This is a genomic window from Kitasatospora sp. NPDC058444 (genome assembly GCF_042721415.1).
GTDB lineage: Bacteria > Actinomycetota > Actinomycetes > Streptomycetales > Streptomycetaceae > Kitasatospora.
Map to the genome: position 1 here is coordinate 27,294 of NZ_JBHXLL010000036.1, position 21,971 is coordinate 49,264.

Annotated in this window: 20 protein-coding genes; 9 read left to right on the forward strand and 11 right to left on the reverse strand. The window is 72.8% G+C overall.

The features are described from left to right. Nucleotides 1–66 precede the first annotated feature (66 nt). The 3 genes from ACFWP2_RS29410 (at nucleotide 67) to ACFWP2_RS29420 (ending at nucleotide 2,654) form a co-directional block, all read left to right on the forward strand. On the forward strand, nucleotides 67–429 hold the full coding sequence (locus ACFWP2_RS29410; RefSeq protein ID WP_380456934.1) for a DUF742 domain-containing protein: 363 nt from the start codon (nucleotides 67–69) through the stop codon (nucleotides 427–429). Next, nucleotides 410–1,027 (forward strand): ATP/GTP-binding protein, encoded by a 618-nt coding sequence (locus tag ACFWP2_RS29415; RefSeq protein WP_380456936.1) that lies wholly within the window; start codon nucleotides 410–412, stop codon nucleotides 1,025–1,027. The genes ACFWP2_RS29410 and ACFWP2_RS29415 overlap by 20 nt, the downstream gene beginning before the upstream one ends. Nucleotides 1,028–1,106: 79 nt before the next feature. Continuing rightward, the gene (locus ACFWP2_RS29420; RefSeq protein ID WP_380456938.1) at nucleotides 1,107–2,654 is read left to right on the forward strand and encodes a cytochrome P450; all 1,548 of its coding nucleotides are present in this window, start codon (nucleotides 1,107–1,109) and stop codon (nucleotides 2,652–2,654) included. A 74-nt stretch (nucleotides 2,655–2,728) separates the two neighbouring features. On the opposite strand, the gene ACFWP2_RS29425 is transcribed toward ACFWP2_RS29420, so the two are convergent. The 3 genes from ACFWP2_RS29425 to ACFWP2_RS29435 all read right to left on the reverse strand — a co-directional run bounded on the left by ACFWP2_RS29425 (nucleotide 2,729) and on the right by ACFWP2_RS29435 (nucleotide 6,805). Then, on the reverse strand, nucleotides 2,729–4,360 hold the full coding sequence (locus tag ACFWP2_RS29425) for a purple acid phosphatase family protein (protein ID WP_380456940.1): 1,632 nt from the start codon (nucleotides 4,358–4,360) through the stop codon (nucleotides 2,729–2,731). 93 nt (nucleotides 4,361–4,453) lie between these two features. Further along, the gene (locus ACFWP2_RS29430; protein ID WP_380456943.1) at nucleotides 4,454–5,392 is read right to left on the reverse strand and encodes an SAM-dependent methyltransferase; all 939 of its coding nucleotides are present in this window, start codon (nucleotides 5,390–5,392) and stop codon (nucleotides 4,454–4,456) included. A 60-nt stretch (nucleotides 5,393–5,452) separates the two neighbouring features. Continuing rightward, nucleotides 5,453–6,805: an MFS transporter gene (locus ACFWP2_RS29435; protein WP_380456945.1), complete on the reverse strand. Its 1,353-nt coding sequence runs from the start codon at nucleotides 6,803–6,805 to the stop codon at nucleotides 5,453–5,455. Nucleotides 6,806–6,962: 157 nt separating this feature from the next. Between ACFWP2_RS29435 and ACFWP2_RS29440 the strand changes: the two genes are divergently transcribed. Continuing rightward, on the forward strand, nucleotides 6,963–8,570 hold the full coding sequence (locus tag ACFWP2_RS29440; protein ID WP_380456947.1) for an alpha/beta hydrolase: 1,608 nt from the start codon (nucleotides 6,963–6,965) through the stop codon (nucleotides 8,568–8,570). Nucleotides 8,571–8,643: 73 nt separating this feature from the next. Here the strand turns inward: ACFWP2_RS29440 and ACFWP2_RS29445 are convergent, their stop codons facing one another. From ACFWP2_RS29445 to ACFWP2_RS29455, 3 genes are all read right to left on the reverse strand, one after another. Further along, nucleotides 8,644–8,994 (reverse strand): 5-carboxymethyl-2-hydroxymuconate Delta-isomerase, encoded by a 351-nt coding sequence (locus ACFWP2_RS29445; protein WP_380456949.1) that lies wholly within the window; start codon nucleotides 8,992–8,994, stop codon nucleotides 8,644–8,646. Between the two features lie 114 nt (nucleotides 8,995–9,108). Continuing rightward, nucleotides 9,109–9,501, reverse strand: a complete 393-nt coding sequence (locus ACFWP2_RS29450; RefSeq protein ID WP_380456951.1) for a ribonuclease — start codon at nucleotides 9,499–9,501, stop codon at nucleotides 9,109–9,111. Between the two features lie 114 nt (nucleotides 9,502–9,615). After that, a complete protein-coding gene (locus ACFWP2_RS29455; protein WP_380456953.1) occupies nucleotides 9,616–10,686 on the reverse strand; it encodes a phosphatidylinositol-specific phospholipase C domain-containing protein in 1,071 nt (356 codons plus the stop codon). Between the two features lie 384 nt (nucleotides 10,687–11,070). Here ACFWP2_RS29455 and ACFWP2_RS29460 point away from each other — a divergent pair, with 384 nt between their 5' ends. Beyond that, nucleotides 11,071–11,715 carry a dihydrofolate reductase family protein gene (locus ACFWP2_RS29460; RefSeq protein ID WP_380456955.1) on the forward strand — a complete coding sequence of 215 codons (645 nt, stop codon included), beginning with the start codon at nucleotides 11,071–11,073 and terminating at the stop codon, nucleotides 11,713–11,715. A gap of 89 nt (nucleotides 11,716–11,804) precedes the next feature. Here ACFWP2_RS29460 and ACFWP2_RS29465 read toward each other — a convergent pair whose 3' ends face one another. Continuing rightward, nucleotides 11,805–12,683: a geranyl diphosphate 2-C-methyltransferase gene (locus ACFWP2_RS29465; protein ID WP_380456957.1), complete on the reverse strand. Its 879-nt coding sequence runs from the start codon at nucleotides 12,681–12,683 to the stop codon at nucleotides 11,805–11,807. Between the two features lie 88 nt (nucleotides 12,684–12,771). After that, the gene (locus ACFWP2_RS29470) at nucleotides 12,772–14,073 is read right to left on the reverse strand and encodes a family 2 encapsulin nanocompartment cargo protein terpene cyclase (RefSeq protein ID WP_380456959.1); all 1,302 of its coding nucleotides are present in this window, start codon (nucleotides 14,071–14,073) and stop codon (nucleotides 12,772–12,774) included. Between the two features lie 613 nt (nucleotides 14,074–14,686). On the opposite strand from ACFWP2_RS29470, the gene ACFWP2_RS29475 reads away from it, so the two are divergent. Together ACFWP2_RS29475 and ACFWP2_RS29480 are read left to right on the forward strand one after the other, a co-directional pair. Further along, nucleotides 14,687–15,457 (forward strand): uracil-DNA glycosylase family protein, encoded by a 771-nt coding sequence (locus ACFWP2_RS29475; protein WP_380456961.1) that lies wholly within the window; start codon nucleotides 14,687–14,689, stop codon nucleotides 15,455–15,457. After that, the gene (locus ACFWP2_RS29480) at nucleotides 15,457–17,094 is read left to right on the forward strand and encodes a hypothetical protein (protein ID WP_380456963.1); all 1,638 of its coding nucleotides are present in this window, start codon (nucleotides 15,457–15,459) and stop codon (nucleotides 17,092–17,094) included. Before ACFWP2_RS29475 ends, ACFWP2_RS29480 begins: the two co-directional genes overlap by 1 nt. Before the next feature lie 121 nt (nucleotides 17,095–17,215). Here ACFWP2_RS29480 and ACFWP2_RS29485 read toward each other — a convergent pair whose 3' ends face one another. Beyond that, a complete protein-coding gene (locus ACFWP2_RS29485) occupies nucleotides 17,216–17,503 on the reverse strand; it encodes an antibiotic biosynthesis monooxygenase (RefSeq protein WP_380456965.1) in 288 nt (95 codons plus the stop codon). Nucleotides 17,504–17,601: 98 nt separating this feature from the next. Here ACFWP2_RS29485 and ACFWP2_RS29490 point away from each other — a divergent pair, with 98 nt between their 5' ends. Together ACFWP2_RS29490 and ACFWP2_RS29495 are read left to right on the forward strand one after the other, a co-directional pair. Next, the gene (locus tag ACFWP2_RS29490; protein WP_380456967.1) at nucleotides 17,602–18,186 is read left to right on the forward strand and encodes a TetR/AcrR family transcriptional regulator; all 585 of its coding nucleotides are present in this window, start codon (nucleotides 17,602–17,604) and stop codon (nucleotides 18,184–18,186) included. A 204-nt stretch (nucleotides 18,187–18,390) separates the two neighbouring features. Further along, on the forward strand, nucleotides 18,391–19,710 hold the full coding sequence (locus ACFWP2_RS29495; protein ID WP_380456969.1) for a radical SAM protein: 1,320 nt from the start codon (nucleotides 18,391–18,393) through the stop codon (nucleotides 19,708–19,710). Between the two features lie 84 nt (nucleotides 19,711–19,794). Here ACFWP2_RS29495 and ACFWP2_RS29500 read toward each other — a convergent pair whose 3' ends face one another. Both ACFWP2_RS29500 and sph read right to left on the reverse strand, forming a co-directional pair. Next, nucleotides 19,795–20,613: a thioesterase family protein gene (locus ACFWP2_RS29500; RefSeq protein WP_380456971.1), complete on the reverse strand. Its 819-nt coding sequence runs from the start codon at nucleotides 20,611–20,613 to the stop codon at nucleotides 19,795–19,797. A 152-nt stretch (nucleotides 20,614–20,765) separates the two neighbouring features. Then, on the reverse strand, nucleotides 20,766–21,743 hold the full coding sequence (gene sph, locus ACFWP2_RS29505) for a sphingomyelin phosphodiesterase (protein WP_380456973.1): 978 nt from the start codon (nucleotides 21,741–21,743) through the stop codon (nucleotides 20,766–20,768). Between the last annotated feature and the right edge of the window lie 228 nt (nucleotides 21,744–21,971).

The window sequence follows — 21,971 nt, forward strand, 5'->3', positions numbered from 1 at the left end:
CCCGGCCTGCCGCGGCGGGTTCCGGCGGTGGGACGGGCACATGAACGAGCACAGTGAGGCGGTGGCATGACGGCCGAGAAGGGTGGCTGGGACGGCCCCGAGCCCGACCGGCTGTACGTCATCACCCGGGGCCGCAGCGGCCCCTCCGGGCCGGGGGTCTTCGACCTGGTCACCCTGATCGTCTCGCGCGCCGAGGCGACCCCGGCCCACCAGCCGGAGCAAGCCGCCATCCTGCGGCTGTGCCGCTCCCCGCTCTCGGTCGCGGAGGTCTCCGCCTACCTGGAGCTCCCCGTCAGCGTGGTCACCGTCCTGCTGGCGGACCTGCTCGACGACGGGCTGATCGAGGCCCGCAGCTCCGCCGTGCCCGCGGCGGAGCTCCCCGACCGTGCCCTGTTGGAGGCGGTGATCCATGGACTTCAGCGGCTCTGACACGGTGGTCGGGCCGGCCGGCGAGGACCTGCTGCCGGACACCGTCACCACGGCGGTCAAGGTGGTGGTGGTCGGCGGCTTCGGCGTCGGCAAGACGACGCTGGTCGGCGCGGTCAGCGAGATCCGCCCGCTGACCACCGAGGAGACCATGACCCAGGCCGGGGTCGGGGTGGACGACCCGACCGGGGTCGAACAGAAGACCTCCACCACCGTGGCCATGGACTTCGGCCGGATCAGCATCAGCGACCGGCTCGTGCTCTACGTCTTCGGCACCCCCGGCCAGGAGCGGTTCTGGTTCCTCTGGAACGGCCTGTTCGAGGGCGCCCTGGGCGCGGTGGTGCTGGTGGACACCCGCCGGCTGGAGGTCAGCTTCGAGGTGATCGGACGGCTGGAGGAGCGCGGCGTGCCCTTCGTGGTGGCCGTCAACGGCTTTCCGGAGGCGCCGTCCGTCCCGCTCGACGAGCTCCGGGGCGCGCTGGACCTGCCGCCCGAGGTGCCGATCGTCAGCTGCGACGCGCGCAGCCGGGAGTCCAGCCGGGACACCCTGATGACCCTGATGCACTACCTGTACGAGCTGGCCGCACCGTCCACCGGCTGAGCCCGCGGTCCGCCCCCTCCCCCTGGTGGACCGCCCCCGACCGCCCGTCACCGAACCCACCCGCGACCGGAGACCCCTCGTGACCACCCCGTTCCCCGAACCCGCCACCCCCGCAGGCCTCGTGCCGCCCAGCGCCCCGCCGCCCGGCTGCCCGGCCCACGCGGGTGGCGGCATCGCCCCGACCGGCCCCGAGGGCCTGCGCCGCCTGTACGGGCCGGAGGCCGAGAGCGACCCGGCGGGCCTGTACGACAAGCTGCGCGCCGAGCACGGCGAGGTGGCCCCGGTGCTGCTGCACGGCGACCACCGGGCCTGGCTGGTGCTCGGCCACGGCGCCAACATCGCCGCGATGCGCACCCCGTCGCTGTTCTCCCGGGACTCGCGCCGGTGGAACGCCTTCCGCAACAACGAGGTCCCGCCGGACTCCCCGCTGCTGCCGGTGGTCGCCTGGCAGCCGATCTGCGTGTTCGCGGACGGCGACGAGCACCGCCGGCTGCGCGGCGCTCTGCTGGACGGCCTGAACGGCTTCGACCGGCGCGGCATCCGCCGCCACGTCCGCCGCTTCACCACCGACCTGGTCCAGGTGGTCGGGCCGACCGGCCGGGCCGAACTGATCTCCCAGTTCGCCGAGCACCTGCCGATGCTGGTGATGACCAAGCTGCTCGGCATGCCGGACGAGTACGGGCCGCAGCTGGTGACCGCCGCGCGGGACCTGATGAAGGGCACCGAGACGGCGATCGCCAGCAACGAGTACGTGGTCGCCGGTCTGCGCCGGACCATCGCCATCAAGCGCGAGAGCCCCGGCGACGACCTGACCAGCCGCCTGCTGGCGCACCCGGCCGGGCTGACCGAGGACGAGGTGATGGAGCACCTGCGGGTGGTGCTGCTGGCCGCGAACGAGACCACCGTCAACCTAATCGCCGACTCGCTGAAGATGGTGCTCACCGACCCGCGGTTCCGCGCCCACCTCTCCGGTGGCCAGATGACCCTGGGCGAGGCGCTGGACCAGGTGCTCTGGGACTCCCCGCCGATGTCCCTGGTGGCCGGCCGCTGGGCGACCACCGACACCGAGCTCGGCGGTCAGCGGATCTCCGCCGGGGACCTGCTGCTGCTCGGGCTCGCGGCGGGCAACGTCGACCCGGTGGTCCGGCCCGACCTGGCGGCCCCGCTGTACGGCAACCGCTCCCACCTGTCCTTCGGCGCCGGCCCGCACGAGTGCCCCGGACAGGACATCGGGCGGCACGTCGCCGAGGCCGGGATCGACATCCTGCTCACCCTGCTGCCGGACGTCCGGCTCGCGGTGCCCGAGGAGGAGCTGACCTGGAGCTCGGCCTGGATCTCCCGTCATCTGACGGCGCTGCCGGTGGAGTTCACCGCCCGCGACATCGAGCCGGACCCGGTCTCGGTGGCGGAGGCGGAACAGGCGGAGGCCGACCTGGCGAAGGCCGGGGCGCAGCAGGCCCGACAGGACCAGCAGCCCCCACAGGGTGGGGCCGCGAAGCCGGCCCTCCCGGCACCCCGGGGCGCCGAGCGGGCCGAGCAGGCCGGGACCGCCGGGACGGTGGCCCCGGCGGTCCCGGCCCAGCGCCGCGGCTGGTGGGACGTGCTCACCGGCCTGTTCCGCCGCTGAGCCACCCGGCGCTCGGCCACCCGACCGGCTGGGCCACCCGATACCGGGCAGCCCAGCCGTCGATCAGCCGTCGATCAGCTGTCGCGCCCGTCGGTCCGGCGCCGGTACAGGGTGAAGGTGTCCACCGGGGTGAGGTCGCCGTGCGGCCCGTCGAAGGTGTAGTAGGTGACCTTCATGGTGGTCGTGCCGCCGCGCCGGTCGCCCGGGTCGACGTCGAAGGCCGCGAAGCCGTGGGCGTGGGTGCGGTCCTGGACGGCGGCCCAGGGCGCGTCCTCGGTGACCCAGATCGACTCCCGGTACGGCGCGCCCGGCTTCGGGTCCTCCAGTCCGACGACCACCCGGCCCTTGGGCTTCTCGAAGAGGTCGTCCTGGGTGGTGGCGGCGTTGCCGCCGGCGCCGATGATCATGTGGACGGTGCCCCGCCCGGTGTCGACCAGGTCGGTGCGGGTGTCGGTCGGCACCGGGGTGCGGGTGTCGTTGGGCAGGGTGCCGCGGACCGGGTGGGAGCGCTCGTAGTAGTGCTCGTGGCCGCACACCACCAGGTCGACCCCGTAGGCGTCGAACAGCGGGCCCCAGGTCTCCCGGAGGCCGAGGTCGCTGCCGGAGCCGTGCATCGAGCTGGAGATCATCGGGTGGTGCATGCAGACCACGATCCAGTCGATCGCCCGGCTGCTCCGCGCCGCGCGCAACTCCCGCTCCAGCCAGCGCCGTTGGGCGCCACCGGAGTAGCCGCGCAGGTAGACGTCGCCGGAGTTCTGGATGGCCTCGTCGTCGTTGGCGAGGCTGATGAAGCGCACCGAGCCGACGGTGAAGGCGTACCACATGCCCCGGGTCTCCTCGTCGGAGGAGGCCGAGGAGTCGGGGAGCGTGAAGTAGGCCTGGTAGCCGGTCGCGCCGATCGGGCCGTTGCCGCCCTCGTTCTCGTGGTTGCCGACGCAGGGCATCCAGGGCCGCAGCCGGGTGGAGCGGCTGTTGCTGATGAACCAGTCGGCCCAGGTGGCGGTGCGGCTCTGGCCGTGGCGGCCGGCGTAGGAGGAGTAGCAGAGGTCGCCGTTGATGAGGTTGAACAGCGGTCCGACGCGTTCGACGGCGGCGACGATGTCGGCGGAGGCCGCGGTGCCGACCTGGCTGCTCATGAACACCGGGTACTTGCCGAGCGGGGAGGGCATGCCGTCGGGGAAGGTGATCCGGCGGCGGAGGTTGGGCGCGGCCTGGTCGCCGAAGCTGGTGAAGGTGAAGGGGCTGCGGCCGCGCGGGGCGGTGGTGAAGGTGCCGGTCTCGGGGTTGGCCCCGTCGTGGCCGGCGCTGTAGAGGTAGGTGGTGCCCGGGCGCAGGCCGGTGAGCCGCGCGTGGTGGACGTACACCTCGACCTTGTCGATCGAGTCCCGGTACGTGCGGGTCTCGGCCTGGACGACCCGGCCGAGACCGCCGTCCGGTGAGCCGTAGCGCACCTGTGGTCGGCGCACCGACTGCGGGGTGAGCCAGGAGACGGTCATCTCCGTACTGGCGTCGGTGCCGAACTGCAGGTGCAGCCCGGTCACCGAGGCCGCTCCGGTGCGGTGCGGGGTGGCCTGCAGGAGCGGGCCGGCGGGCGCGTCGTCGGCCGGCTGGGCGGCCGCGGGTTGCGCGGCCGCCGTCGAGCCTGCCACGAGGGCGGCACCGGCCGCCGAGGTGCCCTTGAGGATGGACCTGCGTGCAATGGTCATGAAAACTCCGCCTGTCGAGTGGGGGGTTCGACGGGCAGTCACTTTAATGACATGAGCACGTAAAGACGATCGTTTCGACAGAAAGGATTTCGGCTACGCCTTCCGGCCGACTCCCCCGTACACCGCGACCTTGCCCTCACCAGGGGCCGGGACCTCGGCGGGCTCCGGGTGCCATTCGTTGATCAGGACCACGCCCGGGTCGTCCGGTTCCAGCCCGGCGAAGAAGCGTTCGACGCGCTCGCGCGAGCGGAGGTGGAGCGTGATCCCGGCCTCCTCGTACCGGCGGACGGCGGCCGCGCTGCGCTCCGGCGAGACCTCGTCCGTCCCCGCCGAGAGCGCGAGGAAGCTGCCGGCGGGCAGGGCGTCCAGGATCTTGCGGACGGGCGGGTGCGCGGCCTCGTCGGAGAGGAAGTGCACGATGTTGATGAGCGTCAGGGCGACCGGCTCGCGCAGGTCCAGGGTGGCGGCCACCGCCGGGTCGCCCAGGAACCGCTCCGGTTCGCGCAGGTCGCCCTGGACGTAGGCGGTGCGGCCCTCGGGGGCGCTGGTGAGCAGGGCGCGCGAGTGGGCGAGCACGATCGGGTCGTTGTCGACGTAGACCACGCGGCAGGCCGGGTCGACGGCCTGCACGACCTCGTGGAGGTTGGGCGCGGTGGGGATGCCGGTGCCGACGTCCAGGAACTGGCGGACGCCGTGCACCGCGGCGAGCCGGCGGACCATCCGGTGCATCACGGCGCGGGCCGCGGCGGCGTCCGCGCGCACGCCGGGCAGGTCGGCCAGGACGCGGTCGCCGACCTCGCGGTCGGCCGGGAAGTTGGTCTTGCCGCCGAGCAGGTAGTCGTAGACCCGGGCGGAGTGCGCCCGGTCGGTGCGCAGGTCCACCTGCGGCGGCTCCTCGTACCCGGCTTCGGTCAGCCAGCTCTCCGACAGGCGGGCCCCCGACCGGTAGTCGTCGAAGCCCCAGTCGTCCGATGTTCCGGTGTCCCGCCCATTGGTGTCCGGTATGTCCGCACCCGATGCGTCGGTGCCCATGCGTCGCCCTCCCCGTTCAGCGCTGGTCCGGACCACTCAACCACAGCGGATGACTGTCCGTCAGGCGGTTCCCGGTGTCCGCTCGACCGCACCGTCCGCCTGCCGGACGGCCGCGGCGAAGGACGGCACCTTCATCGCCGTCAGCAGCGCGAGGGCCGGCCCGGCCGTGCAGACGGTGACGTATCCGGGGATCAGGCCCAGCATGTGACGGCCGTTCAGCCACTCGGCGAGCAACGGGAAGGTGCCGCCGAAGGCGGCGATGGTGGTGGCGTTGACCACGCCGAGGCCGACCGCCCGCACCTCGGTCGGGAACAGCAGTCCGGTGAAGACGTTGAGCGTGCCGAGCACCGTGGCCACCAGCATCCCCAGCAGCACGGCGACGACCTGGAACGGCAACCATCCCTGGCGCAGCCCGGCGAGCAGGATGCCGACCAGCGGGATCGGCAGGCCGAAGCCGAGCCTGGCGACCGGCATCAGGCCGAAGCGGTCGGCGGCGGCACCGGTGAGCAGCATGGTGACCAGCACCACGCCGAGCACCACGGTCATGAAGGAGGCCGCCTCCTCCTTGCTGATCACATGGTAGGCCGCGGCATACTGCGGCAGGTACGCCAGCGCGAAGTAGTAACCGACCGTCCCGCCAAGGGTGTTGAGGAAGACGGTGAGCACCGCCCAGCGGTGCTCGCGCAGCGTCCGCAGGAACGGGGGGCGGGCGGTGCGCCGCACGCGCTCCCGGGTGCGGCGGAACTCCGCACTCTCCGGCGCCCACCGCCGCACCCAGACGGCGGCCAGTCCGAGCAGCGCGGCGACCACGAAGCCCAGGCGCCAACCACCGTTCTCCAGGCCGGACTTGCCGATGGTGTTGATCAGCAGGGTGAGCACCCCGAAGGAGAGCAGCGAGCCGAGGACGATTCCGCCGTAGGAGATCGAGCTGAACGCGAAGCGGTGCCGGGGCGGGGCCGTCTCGGTCACGTAGGCGGCCACGCTCGGCGCCTCCCCGCCGAAGGCGAGCCCCTGCACCACCCGGGCGACCACGGCCAGCACCGCCGCCCAGACCCCGATGGCCTGCTGACCGGGCACGGCCGCGATGCCCAGGCTGGCGGCGGCGATCACCGCCATGCCGAGGCTCAGCGCGAAGCGCCGCCCCCGGGTGTCGCTGAGCCGCCCGATCAGGTAGGAGCCGACCGGCCGGGCGACGAAGCCGACGGCGAAGGTGACGTAGGCGCCGAGCACTCCGCTGACGCCGTGCTTGCCGTGTCCGAAGAGGTCGGCCGCGAAGTAGGGCGCGAGGACGGCGTAGATGCTCCAGTCGAAGGACTCGACCACCGACCCGACCGTCGCCGCGGCCAACTCCCGTCGCCGGCTCCCGGTTTCCGCCTGCTCACGGAGCGGTGCCACCGCGCTGCTTTCTGTCATGACCTCAGCATGGCACCGTTCGGCGCCCGGCGGAATCACACCTCACCCGGCGCACGACATCACCCCCGACACCCCGCCGAGAGCCCCCGCCACAGAAGTCTGAGAATCCCATGTGACTGATGTGACAGGCAGGTGATATTCCTGTGCCGTGCATTTCATGATCACTCGGAACCCGCGGCGCGCCCTGCCCGCCGCCGTCGCAGCCGTCGCCACCGCCGCCCTGCTGGCCGGTTGCACCAGCGGGAGCGGCACCGCCGCCGCGCCCGCGGCCACCACTGCCGCCGCCGGCACGACGCCGACGGCCACCCCGACGCCCACGCCCACGGTCAAGCCCACCGGCGCCAACGACCCCGCGCTGAAGGCCTTCTACGGTCAGCAGCTCGCCTGGGGCCCCTGCCCGAAGGACCCGCAGAACGAGGAGGACACCTCCGCCCTCCAGTGCGCCACCCTCAAGGTCCCGCTGGACTACAGCGCCCCGGCCACCGGCACCCTGGACGTCGCCGTGGTCCGCAACCCGGCCACCAAGCCCGACCAGCGGATCGGCTCGCTGCTGCTCAACCCCGGCGGCCCGGGCGGCTCCGGCGTCCAGATGGTCACCTACGGCCCCAAGCGCTTCGACGGCCCGCTGCACGACCGCTACGACATCGTCGGCTTCGACCCGCGCGGCACCGACGGCACCAGCCCGCTCAACTGCCTGGACGACCGGGCCCGCGACGGCTGGCTGAGCACCGACCAGCCCGGCGACGACCACGGCAAGCAGCTGGCCGACGCCTGCCAGGCCAAGTACGCCCAGGTCCTGCCGTTCGTCGGCACCCGCAACAGCGCCCGGGACATGGACGTGCTGCGCGCCGCCCTCGGCGACCAGAAGCTCAGCTACCTCGGCATGTCCTACGGCACCTACCTCGGCTCGCTCTACGCCGAGGAGTTCCCGGACCGGGTCGGCCGGCTCGTCCTGGACGGCGCCACCTCCGCCTCCACCTCGCTGATCCAGCACAACATCGAGCAGCAGGCCGGCTTCGAGCGGGCCCTGAAGGCCTTCGCCGCGGACTGCGTCACCAAGGACGCGTGCCCGCTCGGCAAGGACCCCGACCAGGCGATACAGAAGCTCTCGGCGTTCCTCGACGGCCTCAAGGACAAGCCGCTCAAGACGGAGCAGGGCCGCACCCTGACCTCCGCCACGGCCTGGACCGCCGTCCTCAGCCGGCTCTACGGCGGCGAGAAGGCCTGGACCGGCCTGCGCAACTCGCTCGGCTGGGCGATGGTGCGCGGCAAGGGCGACTACCTGCTCGACCTCGCCGACGGCTACACCGGCCGCGACAAGGACGGCCGTTACAGCCCCTCCGCGGACGCCTACACCGCCATCCACTGCGCCGACGGCGCCACCGACGCCCCGGCCGGCGAGCAGCTCCAGGCCGCGCTGGCCGACCTCACCGCCAAGGCCCCGCTGGTCAGCAAGCACGACCCGATGGCCGCGCTGTTCGACCCGGACTGCCGGATCTGGCCGTTCCGCGCCACCGAGAAGCCGCACGTGATCAAGTCCGCCGCCACCACGCCGATCGTGGTCGTCGGCAGCACCGGCGATCCGGCCACCCCGTACGCCTGGGCCGAGAAGCTCACCGCCGAGCTCGGCAACGCCGTCCTGCTCACCCGCGACGGCGAGGGCCACACCGGGTACGGCGCGAGCAAGTGCGTCCGCGCCTCGGTGGACGCGTTCCTGCTGGACGGCACCGTGCCGGCCGCGGGCATCCACTGCCCGACGGACTGACCGCGGGCGTGCCGCCATCGCGGGCGGCGCCGGGCTCACGGGCCCGGCGCCGCCCGCTGCTTTCGGGCCCCGCTCAGCGGCCGGGGTGGTGGACGAACCGGTAGGTGTCCCGGTCGAGTTCGGTGACCTGGACGCCGATGGCGGCGGGCCGGTCGATCCGGGCGCGCAGGGCCGCCAGCACCCGGGCGGTCAGTTCGGCGCGCTGCTCGGCGCTGCGGCCGGCCAGGATCTTCACCTCGACCAGCACCACGGCCGCGCCGCTCGTCCCGTCACCCACGTGGTGGCCGCCGGCGGAGCGGAAGAGGGTCTTGCAGTCCTCCACGGTGGTGTCGATCACCTCGGTGATCGCCTGGTGGACCTCGGCGGCCAGGGCCGCCCGGTCGAAGTCGAGTTCGGCCGAGTGGTCGACCAGGATCTGCGGCACGGGCCCTCCAGGAGTCGTCGCGGGACGCCTCCGACGCTATCGGACACGCTCCGGGGCCCCGGCGCAGGGTGCGGCGCCGGGGCCCCGGAGGTGTCCGGTGGAGCGGTGGCCGGGTCAGCAGCCGAAGTTGATCTTGCGGAAGGTCGCGTAGTGGTCGGCGGTGTAGTAGTCCTCGTGGTACTGCTTGCCGGTGACGATGCGGCGGGCGCCGCGGGTCGGCGAGCCCGGGGTGACCACGGTGTACTCGTGGTAGTAGCCGGTGGACTGCGCGGGCAGCACGCGCTCCCGGTTCTGGAAGACGACGCCGTCCTGGCTGTACGGGAAGGGGCCGCCGGAGGCGATCAGGTCGAGGGTGGTGTGGGCCTGGGAGGGCAGGGCGGACAGGCACACCGAGCCGCTCACCGCGGCCTGCGCCTCGGTGGCGACGGCGATCGGCGCGAGGGTCACCAGGGCGACGGCGGCGGTGGCGGCGACGCGGGTCTTCCACGCGCGTAGAGTTCGGGTCATGACAACCAGGATGGCGACGGCCGGAAGCCATCGGAAGCCCCGTTCCAACTCTTCACCTCCGGTCAACTCGCTGTATCCGCCCACGCCTTGGCCCGGTCAGCCGCCGCCCTCGCCTCAGCCGCGCGGCAGCACCAGCGACTGCACCGCCGGGAGCCTGCGCCAGTCGCTGGAGACGATGCTCGCGTGCGCCTTCGCCAGCTGCTCGGTGCGGGCCCGCGCCTGGTCGGCGGTCGGGTCCGTGCCGCTGATCTCCGGGGCGACCAGGTGGGAGTCCGTCATCACCAGCAGGTAGTGGGCGTTGTCGTACCAGGCGGTGTCGATGGTCCTGACGTAGGTGGAGGCGTCACCGTCGAAGACCACGAACCAGGGCCGGATCGAGGCGTCCGCCCCCGTGTACTGGCCGCGCGGGTCACCGGTGGCGGCCCCGAGCACGGACGGGAACACCTGCGCCTGGCCGATCCGGCCGACCGCCGCCAGGTCGCGCAGGTGCCGGCCCTGCTCGACGTCGGTGTGCAGGGTGTCGAAGGGGTTGCCCAGCTCGACCGTGCCCGGGATCGCGTACAGCAGCACCTTCCCGGCCAGCGCCGAGCGGCTCGGCCAGTTGCCCGCCCGCACCGCCTCGTCGACGTTCGCGTACGAGCCGCCGCCGGGGCGGGCCAGCAGGTCGGCCGGGCGCAGTACGGCGGAGCCGAGGTGCTGGGCGATCAGCGCGTCCAGCTGGTCCGGACCCATCCCGAGGTTGGCCGAGTAGCCCGGCTTGAGCTCCAGCTTGATCACCAGTGGCCCGGCGCCCGGGTGCGCGGCGAGCCAGACCCGGACGTCGTCCAGGCAGCTCTCCAGGTACTGGTCGGTGCTGCCGGCGTAGAGCTGCGCGGGGGTGCTCGCGGCGGTGCAGTTGTTGGAGTTGCCGAACGGGTTGGAGTGGCTGACCTGCCACTTCTTGGTCACGATGTTCGGCCAGAGGTCCAGCTCGATCATCCCGGTGCCGGTGTCCAGCCCCTGGGCGAGGTACGGGAAGGCGGCCGGGTCGTAGGTGTTGTGCAGGCCGACGGTGGTGGCGGAGCCGAACGGCAGGTCGCCCGGCCCGGCCGTGGTGGCGGTCGCCGGGACGGTCGGGATCAGCGCTGCCGCGGCGGCGAGCAGGCCGGCGGCCAGGAATCCGGTCAGGGTGCGGCGTACGGTCATCGGAACGGTCCCCCCAAGTCGTGGGATGCCGGCCGCCCTGCTCCCGGGCAGCCTGACGAAGCATCGCCCGCCCGGGCGTGCTCAGGATGAAGAAGGCACGACAATAGCGTGACGACTGCACCGCTTCTCCCCCGCTCCCCTCCCCTTCCTCCACCCGATCCCCGTCCGCCGCTCCCGTCACCGCTCCCCGGCACTCCCTCCGTCTCACCCGCGGTCTCACCAGCCGTCACGCCCGGCGCTTCCGTCAACGCGCCCACCGCGCCATGCCCGGGGACGGTGACGGTCCGTCAGGGATCGGCCACTCCTGGTTAACGTGGCCGGCGCGCGGGGTGCGGGCGGTCCGCTCCCGAGACACGCGTGCGGCGCAGCGCGGCGGAGGAACCGATGTCCCTGGTCCGGGTCCACAACTTCTCGATCTCCCTGGACGGTTACGGCACGGGCGAGGGCCAGAGCCTCGACGCGCCGTTCGGCCACGCCGCCGACCGGCTGCACCGCTGGTTCTTCGCCACCCGGACGTTCCGGCGGATGCAGGGCAAGGAGGGCGGCGAGACCGGCGTGGACGACGCGCTGGCCCGCACCTGGGGCGACGGCATCGGCGCGGAGATCATGGGCCGCCACAAGTTCGGCCCGCAGCGCGGCCCCTGGCAGGACGAGGACTGGCGGGGCTGGTGGGGGCCGAACCCGCCGTTCCACACCCCGGTCTTCGTGCTCACCCACCACCCGCGCCCCTCGCTGGAGATGGACGGCGGGACGGTCTTCCACTTCGTCGACGCCTCCCCCGAGGAGGCGCTGCGCCGGGCCCGGGAGGCGGCCGGCGGACTGGACGTGCGGATCGGCGGCGGCCCGAGCACCGTCCGGGCCTTCCTGGAGGCCGATCTGATCGACCACCTGCACGTGGTCGTGGTGCCGGTGCTGCTCGGCCGGGGGGAGCCGCTCTGGACCGGGCTCGAAGGGCTGGAACAGCGCTTCCGCACCGAGGCGGTGTCCAGTCCGAGCGGCGTCACCCACCTCACCTTCACCCGGCCGTAGCCGGCCCCGGAACGGACGACGGCGGCTCGGAGCCACCGGATCCGAGCCACCGGACCGGAGCCACCGGCTACCGGACCCGAGCCACCGGATCAGACCCGGTCGGCCGCGATCAGCACGTACTGGAAGGAGCCGTCCTTGTAGGACTCGATGAACGCCTCCTCGATGCCGGTCACCAGCGAGGTGGTGGCGCGCAGCTCCCAGTAGGGCAGGGTGTCCGGGGTCAGGTCGATGACGGCCTGCGGCACCAGGCGGTTGTCGGCCATCGCCCGCAGGTACTCGCGGCGGGAGTGGATGTTGCACTCGAAGTGGGCGTTGATCTGCGAGACCCACTTCGACGGCTGGCCGTAGCGCGGGTTCCAGCAGCCCGTGATGGTCACGTACCGGCCGCCGACGCTCAGCACCCGGGAGTGCTCGGCGAACAGGTCGTGCAGGTCCACGTACATGCTGGACTCGTTGTTCCAGGAGCCCGCGACCGAGCCGGTCTCGATCGGCATGTTCAGCATGTTGGCGACCCGGGAGCGGACGAACCCGCCGATGCCCAGCTCGGCGGCGCGCTTGTTGCCGAAGTCGGCCTGCTGGGTGGAGAGGGTCAGGCCCTCGACCTTGCAGCCGAAGCGCTGGTGGGCCATCACCATCGAGCCGCCGCGGCCGCAGCCGGCGTCGACCAGGGTGTGGTCGGCGCGGATGTCGCCGAGGTGGTCGAGCAGCACGTCGGCCTGGGCGGACTCCAGGCGGTGCAGCTCGGCGATCACCTTCTTCTCCCGCTCGCTGTCGGCCGGGTCGCCGATCGCGGCCTGGTCGATCTCACCGATCCCGTAGTGGTGGTGGTAGAGGCCGTCGACGTCACCCAGGCGGAGGTTGACCGGACGGGCCTCGTGGTCCCAGTAGCGTGCGATGTCGCCCTGGTACGGGGTCGCCGGGCCGGGGATGGTGTTGCCGGGGGTGGTGATGTCGTCGGTCACGGACATGGGTCAGCTCCTCGTGGATGGTCAAGGGGTCGGTCGTCAAAGGGGATTCACTGCCGCTGGGAGGCGGCGCCACCGAGTGGGGGTGGGGTCACCAGAAATCGGGCAGCGTGTAGCGGTAGGTGTTGGTCTGGTGCCAGTAGTGGTTGCCGTCGACCCACGCGGCCACGCCGCGCAGGAACCGTACGAGGGTCGGCACCGGGCAGGACACGGCCAGGGCCGCCGCCTCGGCCTCGAAGGCCAGCATCAGCTCGTTGTGGACCTCGACCGCCTTCAGGTAGCCCTCCTTGCGGGAGACGCCCTCGCGCTCGGAGATCACCACCGGCAGGTTCAGGTGCAGTCCGGGGCTGTCCAGCTCCTTCATGTACGAGTACAGGTCGTTGACGATGGTGGTCGCGTTGGAGGCCAGTGCGATCACCCGCTGCATCGCGGGCAGCGCGTGCAGCTCGGCGGGCAGCTCGTAGCCGCCGACGGTGTCCGTGATCGTCGGGCAGGGGCGGAAGTTGTTGAACTGGCGCATGGCCAGGTACTCCCACACCTCCGGGACGTGGTCCGCCTGGTCCCAGGCGGCCTCGGCCAGGTACCCGAGGTGCAGCCGCGCCATGTCGTGCCGGAACCGGTCCGACTGGGACGGCGTGGCGGCCCGGGTGAAGTACTCCATCGCGGAGTGGTAGGCCCGCCGGGGCGGGTCCGAGGAGAGCGAGGCTTCCCAGGCCGGGTGGTACTCCGACGTGGTGTGCACCGGGTCGAGCGCGGTGTGGGCGAGCAGCAGGCGGCTGCCCAGGCCGATCGGCGAACCGCCGAGGTCCTCGCAGTAGATGTCGTCCACCGCGTTCTCGGCCACCATCAGGCGGGCCGCGAGCATCAGGTGGTCGACGCTCGGCGCGTCCGGGTGGCAGGCCACCATGTAGCGCCCGGTGGAGAAGCCGTCGAAGTCCTTCTCCCACTCCGGCGGGTAGAGCTCGATCTCCTCCATCGCCCAGACCTTGAGCGACGCGCTGAGCGCCTCCACCCGCACCGGGTCGGGCTCGGCGATCGGGTGGTGGTACAGGCCGGGGATGGGGTCGCCGGCCTTGGGCTTGCCACCGCTCGGCGCCTCGGCCGCCGCACCACCGGCCGTCGGCGGCACGGCTGCCGGGGGCACGGCGGCCGGGACGGGCAGAACGGGGACGGACGGCGCCTGGAACCCCGGTGTCTCGGGCACCGAGACCTCGGGCGCCGGCACCTCGGGCACGACGGTCGCGGGCACCGCAGTCTCCGCTGCCGGGACCTCGGGCGTCGCGACCGCGGGCTCCGCGATCTCGGGCGCCGGGACCTGCGGCCGGAAGTGCAGCCCGGAGGTGCCCAGTCCGCTGGGCCCGCTCAGGATCCGGTCGATCGCCGGGGAGCTCATGGGCCCACCGCCGGGGCGGTGACGGGCCCGGATGGAGTGTCCGGTCTGGCACGCAGGGGCATGGAGCCTCCTCTGAGGGGATCGCACAATATGACGGGACGTCATCTCACCCGCCGTGAACGGGAACTCCGGCCGCAGGCGCCGTCTCGCTCGGTTCCCAACCGTAGGCGCGAAGGCGCGTTCCGCATCGCAACGGACGATCTTCATCACCCGATAGGGTGAACGTTCAGGCTGACCGCGTTTGGACAAGCCGCAGTCGTGCATCACGCCGCCCCGCAACCCGGCGCCCCGGGTCGGGAACCGACCTCCCGGCACCGCCGACCGACGCGTCAACCCGGTGAGATCCACCCGTGTCCCGCACCGGCGGATCGCGGCGCGCCGGTCGGGGCCGGGGCTGTTCGAATGCGAAACGCGACGGCGGCCCGGTCCGGGCGGCCCTCCCGACGGCACCGTTTTGCGCCGGCCCGGGCGGTGTGGTGCATTGGGAGGGACACCGGAACGGCCGACACGCCCCGGCGGGCAGTCGGCGGCTGGGCCCCCGCCGAGCACGGGAGCCGCCACCCTCCGTAGGCGTTGGCGCCCGGGTGGCCAGCGGTGAGTGAGGTGATGGCCGATGGCCGAGTTCGACCGGGGGCCGACGGACGCCTTCGCGGAACTGTGCGCGCGGGTGCCCGATCCGCCCGACGAGACGGCGTTCTGGTTCGACTGGGGGCCGGTCTTCCACCGGGGGCGGCTCGACGGTTCGGCCCGGGTGCTGGTCGTCGCCTCCGATCCCGGCCCGACCGAGCGGATCGCCGGGCGCACCCTCGTCGGCAACGCCGGGCAGCGGGTGCAGGGCTTCCTCGCCAAGCTGGGCCTGACCAGGTCCTACGTCTGCCTCAACGCGTGGGCCTACGCGGTCCACCCGTCGCGGGCCGAGGCGATGAAGGAGCGGCTCGGCGACCCGGCGCAGGCGCAGTGGCGCAACGAGTTCTACAGCGCGGCGACCGGACCGGCGCTGCAAGCCGTCGTCGCGATGGGGTTCATGGCGCAGGAGGCGGTGCGGCTGTGGACCGACCGGCCGCAGCAGACCGTGCTGGTGCGGGTCCCCCACCCGTCGAGCCGCGACCCGGTGGCCCTGCTCGACGGCTGGCGCGCGGCGATCACCACGCTGCGCGCGGTCGTCGCGCCGGACGACGACGGTGACAACACCGGCCCCGACTACGGCACCGAGTTCGCGGAGAGCGACTACCGCCCGATCCCTCGGCGCGACCTGCCCTTCGGCGCACCGGCGTTCCTGGGGGACGACGCCTGGGTGCGGGCCCAGGGCGGCCAGGAGCCGAACTCCGTCACCCGCCCGTCCCCGGACGACGGGCACACCCTGGTCTGGAAGGCGCCGGGCTGATGGCACTCGTCCTGCGCGGCACCGTCGTCACCTTCGACGAGGAGCACCGGATCCTCGACCCGGGCGCGGTGTACGTCGGTGACGACGGCCGCCTCGGCGCGGTGCAGCCGGCCGGGCAGCCACCGCCCGCCGGGTTCGCCGCCGCACCGGCCGTGGACCTGACCGGCACGGGCGCGCTGGTCCTGCCCGGCCTGGTCGACCTCCACAGCCACCTGCAGTACAACACCCTGCCGCTCTGGGAGGCGGTCGGCGTCCCCTACCCGCACCACGACCGCTGGGTGGACGAGAAGCGCCCACCGGACTACTCGACGTCCGTCACCTGGCCCGCCAAGGTGCTCGGCACCGCCGCCCCCGAGGCACTGCTCGCCTACATCGAGGTCAAGGCGCTGGTCGGCGGCTCCACCTCCCTCCAGGGCGCGCCGCGCTCGACCCGCCCGATCGACGGGGGGCTGGTGCGGATCGTCGACCTGGAGAAGCTTCCGGCCGGCCACGACATGGTGCTGACCGCCGCGCTCCAGAAGACCGCCGACGAACTGCGCGACCAGACGGCGGGCCTGCTCAACGGCACCCGGGTGCTGATCTACCACGTCGCGGAGGGACGGCACGTCACGGAGCCGGACCCGACGAAGCCGGTGTCGCACGTCCACATCGAGTTCGATCACCTCGCTCCCTGCCTCAAGCCGGGCCTGATCTGCGTGCACGGCACCGCGCTGACCCCCGCCGAGTTCGCCGCCTGGCAGCAGGGCGTGACGGCGGTCAACCCGGCCGAGCGGGGCACCGTGGTGTGGTCGCCGTTCTCCAACCACTGGCTCTACCACGAGACGACGGACGTGGTGGCGGCCACCGCTCAGGGACTGCGGATCGCGCTCGGCTCCGACTGGTCGCCGTCCGGGACCAAGCACGTGCTCGGTGAGCTCAAGGTCGCCGACGGCATCAACCACCACGAGCTCGGCGACCACTTCGACGACCGCGGCCTGTGCGACATGGTCACCGCGAACCCCGGCGACGCGCTCGCCACCGCCTGGGGGCCGCAGGTGGGGCGCCTGGCGGCGGGCAGCCTGGCCGACCTGCTCGTGCTGGAACGCCACGAGCCCGGCGAGGACGTGTACCGCAACCTGGTCGACGCGACCGAACGGCACGTCCTCCTGGTGGTCGCCCGCGGCGTGCCGCGCTACGGGACCGGGCCGCTGATGACCGCCGCCGGGGCGACGGACACCGACGCGATCGAGCCGGTGGCCGGGCTCCGGCGCCGGGTTGCCGTGCGGCGGACCGGCGGAACCACCGGAGCCGACGGGGCGGGTGCGACCGGCGCCGGCGCCACGCTGGACTGGCCCGCCGTCAAGCGGGCACTGGAGAAGGTCCGCCGGGACCCGCAGGCCGCCTGGCGCGACGCCCAGGAGGGGCTCGTGGCCTGGGGCGCACCGCTGGCCGACCCCGACGCGCCGCTCGCCCTCTTCGGCGACATGCCCGAGGGCGAGGAGGTGGCCCTCGCCGGCACCGACGACGTCCCGGCCGGCCTGGTCATCCCGGAGCTCGACGCACTGACCCACGACGAGGCCTTCTTCGCCGCCGTGGACCGCACCGGCATACCGGAGCTCCAACGGCTGAGGAAGTACTACGAAGAAGGACCGGCATGAGGCGGGAACGGCCATGAGGCGGGAACGGCCATGAGGCGGGAACGACCATGAGCCCCCGGGTCACCGCACCGGCCCGGACGCTGCCGGACCCACTCCGGCGACGACACCCTCCCGGCCTCCGTCACCGCGACAGCAGGGTGTGGACCAGTCGGGGCCTGACCTCGCGCTCGTCGAACACGACCGCCTCGGCCGCCTCGCGGAGCACGGCGGCGAACGCCCTTTCGAACGCCTGCCGGGACGCGAACTCGCCGGTGGTGACGACGGCGTCGCCCTCGGGGGTGACCCAGACCTCGGCGCGCAGGAATCCGGGCTGCGGGAGCAGCACCGCGCGGACCCGGTGACAGCGGCCGACGAACTCCTCGACGTGCTCGGGCCTCGGGTAGTGGTACGCGACGAAACCGAACGACATGACGGTGCCCTCCAGGAATTGTACGATTGCGTATAACGGCAGGTTAGATCCGATGTACGGCTCCGTACAACGGACTGGATGGTGAGGTGGGTCACCCCATGGGCGCGTTGCGCACACCGCGCGAGAAGTGGGTCGAGGAAGGCCTGCGGACGCTGGCCTCGGGCGGCGTGGACGCCGTCCGCGTCGAGGCCCTGGCCAAGTCCCTCGGCGTGACCAAGGGCGGGTTCTACGGCTACTTCGCCGACCGCGACGCGCTGTTGACGGAGATGCTGGACACCTGGGAGCACGAGGCCACCGACGACGTCCTCGACCGGATCGCGCACGAGGACGGAGACACCCGGGACAAGGCCCGCCTGGCCGGGCGGCTCACCTTCTCCGAGCGCCTGCGCCCGATCGATCTGGCCGTCCGTGACTGGGCCCGCCGCGACCGGGCCGTGGCCGAGCGCCTGCGCCGCGTGGACAACACGCGCATGGCCCTGCTGCGCGAGGCGATCGGCACCGTCTGCACCGACCCCGACGAGATCGAGGCCCGCAGCCTGCTGGCCTTCTGCATGGCCATCGGCAACCACTTCCTCGCCGCCGACCACCCCGGCCGTACCCGCGCCGAGGTCCTCGACCGCGCCGGCGACCTCATCCTCGACCGCCCGCCCGCGGCCGCGGAACCGGATCGCCCGCACCGGTGAGGCCCCGGGTCCGAGCGCCGAAGCCACCTCACCACGGGCCCCGGGTGTTCCGGCCGTCCCGCCCCGGCCTGCGGACGGAGACGCGATCCGGTCCGCACCACGGCCCGCTCGATCAGCTCCGGGCCCGGTGCACGACCGCGTGCGTGAGGGGGACCAGAATGGGCGGGGCGCCGTGAGCACGGGGCCAGGAAGGAAGACCAGCGCATGGAGAGCCAGGCCCGCAGCCGCACCGCACTCGTCGAGCAGCTCATGGAGCGCTATCCCGACGTGCCCCGGGAGGCGGTGATCAAGGAGGACCTGCTGCGCGGCGGCATGGCCTTCGACGAGTCGGCCCTCAGCGGCAGCGTCGACGGGGGCGGCGAGGTCAAGCCGAAGTCGTACTTCATCTTCTCCTTCGACCACCGCACCCTGCCCGAGCTGGGCGCCGCCGCGCTCAACCGGCCGCCGGAGGAGATCGTGCTGACCGGCGGGCCGTACGGGCTGCGCCGCACGGTGGTGTCGGTGCGGGTGAACCCGGACTCGCCCTACCGGGTCGGCGCGGGCGAGGACGGCACGCTCGGCCTCTACCTGGACGGCGCGCGGATCGCCGATGTCGGCCTGCCGCCGATGCCGGACTACTACCGGCACACGCTGGCCAACGGGAAGTCGGTGATGGAGGTCGCGCCGACCATCCAGTGGGGCTACCTGATCTACCTCACGGTGTTCCGGGTGTGCCAGTACTTCGGCGCCAAGGAGGAGTGCCAGTACTGCGACATCAACCACAACTGGCGCCAGCACAAGGCCGCCGGCCGCCCGTACACCGGGGTCAAGCCGGTCGAGGAGGTGCTGGAGGCGCTGGCGCTGATCGATCAGCACGACACCGCCCGCGCCTCCCAGGCGTACACCCTCACCGGCGGGGCGATCACCTCGCACGTCGGCGGCCGGGACGAGGCCGACTTCTACGGGCAGTACGCCAAGGCCATCGAGGAGCGCTTCCCCGGCCGCTGGATCGGCAAGGTGGTGGCCCAGGCGCTGCCGCGCGAGGACGTCCAGCGCTTCCACGACTACGGCGTACGGATCTACCACCCCAACTTCGAGGTGTGGGACAAGCGGCTGTTCGAGCTCTACTGCCCCGGCAAGGAGCGCTACGTCGGCCGGGACGAGTGGCACCGCCGGATCCTCGACTCCACCGAGGTGTTCGGCCCGGAGAACGTGATCCCCAACTTCGTCGCGGGCGTGGAGATGGCCGAGCCCTTCGGCTTCACCACCGTGGACGAGGCGATCGCCTCCACCGAGGAGGGACTGCGCTTCTTCATGTCCCACGGCGTGGTGCCGCGCTTCACCACCTGGTGCCCCGAGCCCACCACCCCGCTCGGCAAGGCCAACCCGCAGGGCGCGCCGCTGGAGTACCACATCCGGCTGCTGCAGACCTACCGGGCCACCCTGGAGGAGTTCGGCCTCTCCTCCCCGCCCGGCTACGGCCCGGCGGGCCCGGGCAAGGCGGTCTTCTCGGTGAGCTCCTTCATGGACTCGTTGCAGGGCTGAGCACGGCCCGCCCCGACGGCGCCGCCGCCCGCCTTCCGGGCGGCGGCGCCGGGTCCGTCGGCGTCCTCGGCTCGGTAGGCCCGGTCAGCTCCCGGGCAGCGGGCGGACGGTGAGGATCTGCTCGGCCCGGCCGAGCGGGCCGTGGACGTCGTGCAGCACGGTGCTGGTGACGCCGTGCCCGGCCGGGCCGAAGCTGACGCTCGTGTCCAGGCCGGTCCAGCGGCCCTCGGGGCGGCGGTGGAAGTGGATCGTCAGGTCGGTGTTGGGGAACATCCACGCGGTGGGGTCCTGTCGCACCGCGATGCCGTTGGCGGTGTCCACCAGCGTGACGAAGGAGGCGTGCGGGCCGCTGGGCTCCCCCGCGACCAGCTCGACCGGGCTGGAGATCCAGGCGGCGGCGCGGCCGGGGGCGGTCTTCCGGCGGCGGACGTCGATCGAGGCGATGTAGCCGCCGCCCCACAGTTCGGCCATCGCCCAGGGCTCGAACTCCTCCGGCCCGGGCAGCGGCTCGTCGTGGGTGCCGGCGACGGCGGTGGTGTCCAGTTGGGCGAGGAACCAGGCGCGGGCCCGGACCACGGCGCGCCCGCCGATCACCACGGTGGCCTCGACCAGCTCGATGGTGCGCCCGGGGCGGACGGTCTCCACCGTGATCTCGAACTCGTCGAGGGCGATCAGGCCGAGTATGTCGTAGCTGATCCGGGCCAGCGCCAGGCCGTCGGCGGCGCGGCCGGCCTGCTGCCGGTCGGCCCGGTGGCGGTCGATGGCGTGCACGATCAGGCCGCCGAGCGGGCTGAAGTGCTGCTCGTCGGGGTGCCAGGCGCCCTGCGCCTGCACGGTGGGCTTGTAGCTGTGCTCGCCGGTGCGCTGGTAGTAGCTGTCGGGCGCGGCGGTGGGGGTGGTCACGTGCGCTTCTCCTCGGGCCGGATCGCTGACTGCCGGTCGGGCGCCGCCGTGGTACGGCGGCGCCCGAGCTCGGCGTTCAGGATCGTAAGGGGCCGAACCGCGTGCGCGGCGTCATGGGTGACGCATCCCACACCCCCGGGGGATCCGGACCGTCAGTGCGCGGCGAGCGGGTAGTGGTCGGAGAGGTCGGTGTAGGTGTAGCTCTTGCCCCAACTGCTCACCGTCCAGGGCGCGCTGTGCACCCGGACCACCTGGTTGGTGTACTGCTGCGGGCGGGCGTGGTCGGCCCGGTAGAGGACGTAGTCGAGGTCCTCCTTGGGCTCGCCCGGGTAGCGGTAGGCGGCGACGGAGTTGTCGACGGTGTCGAAGGAGTAGGGCCAGCCGGTGCGGGCGGAGGCCGGGGCGAGGTTGCCGTTGGTCAGCAGCGCCTGGTACTCGGAGCCGTGCGAGTCGATGTTGAGGTCGCCCGCGACCAGGACCGGCTCGTCGGCGGGGATCCGCTTGGCGTCCAGGAAGGAGCGCATCGCGGTGAGCTGCTTGGCCCGGATGTCCGCGGCCTGGCCGCCGGCGCAGCCCGAGTCGGTGGACTGGAGGTGGGTGCCGACCACGTGGGTGCGGCGGCCGTCGACGTCCAGCACCGCGTAGACGAAGCCCTTGTTGGAGAACCAGTCCGAGCCGCAGGCGTCCTTGAAGACGTACTGCTCCTTGCGCAGGATCGGCCACTTGCTGAGCAGGGTGACGCCGCCGTCCTCGGGGGTGGTGGAGCTGTAGCTGCCGGAGGTGGCGTCCCAGCCGCTGGTGGAGCGGCCGACCACCGGCGTGTGGTACGGGTAGGCGGCCGAGGCCTTGGCGGTCAGCGCGTCGGAGGCCGGGTTGTCGAAGGCCTCCTCCAGCACGACCACGTCGTGGCCCTGGAAGAAGTCCGCCGAGGCGATGGCCTGCGCCCGGTACTGCTGGCCCCAGTTGGGGTAGAGCGAGGTGCTCATCAGGAACGTGTTGTACGTCAGCACGTCGAGCGGGGGCGCGGTCGCGGGGGCGGTCTCGGCCGAGGCCGGGACGGCGCCGAGCACGGCGAGGACGGTGGCGGCGGCGCCGGCGGCGAGGGCGCGGCGGACGGACGACAGGGGCATCGGGCCTCCGTGGGGGCGTTGTCGTGGACCCGTCGGGTCAAGGGATGTTGTGTATCCAACTTGGCTGTCGGCACGGGCCGCAAGACATCGGGCGAGCATTCGGTGAACTCGTCGGTAACACCGTCGTCGACGCCGTCGGCGACGCCGCCGGCAAGACCGTCGCGAGGGCCTGACGGGCGGTCACCGCACCCGATCCCGACCGACACCCTGCCGAAGTGCGCAAACAGG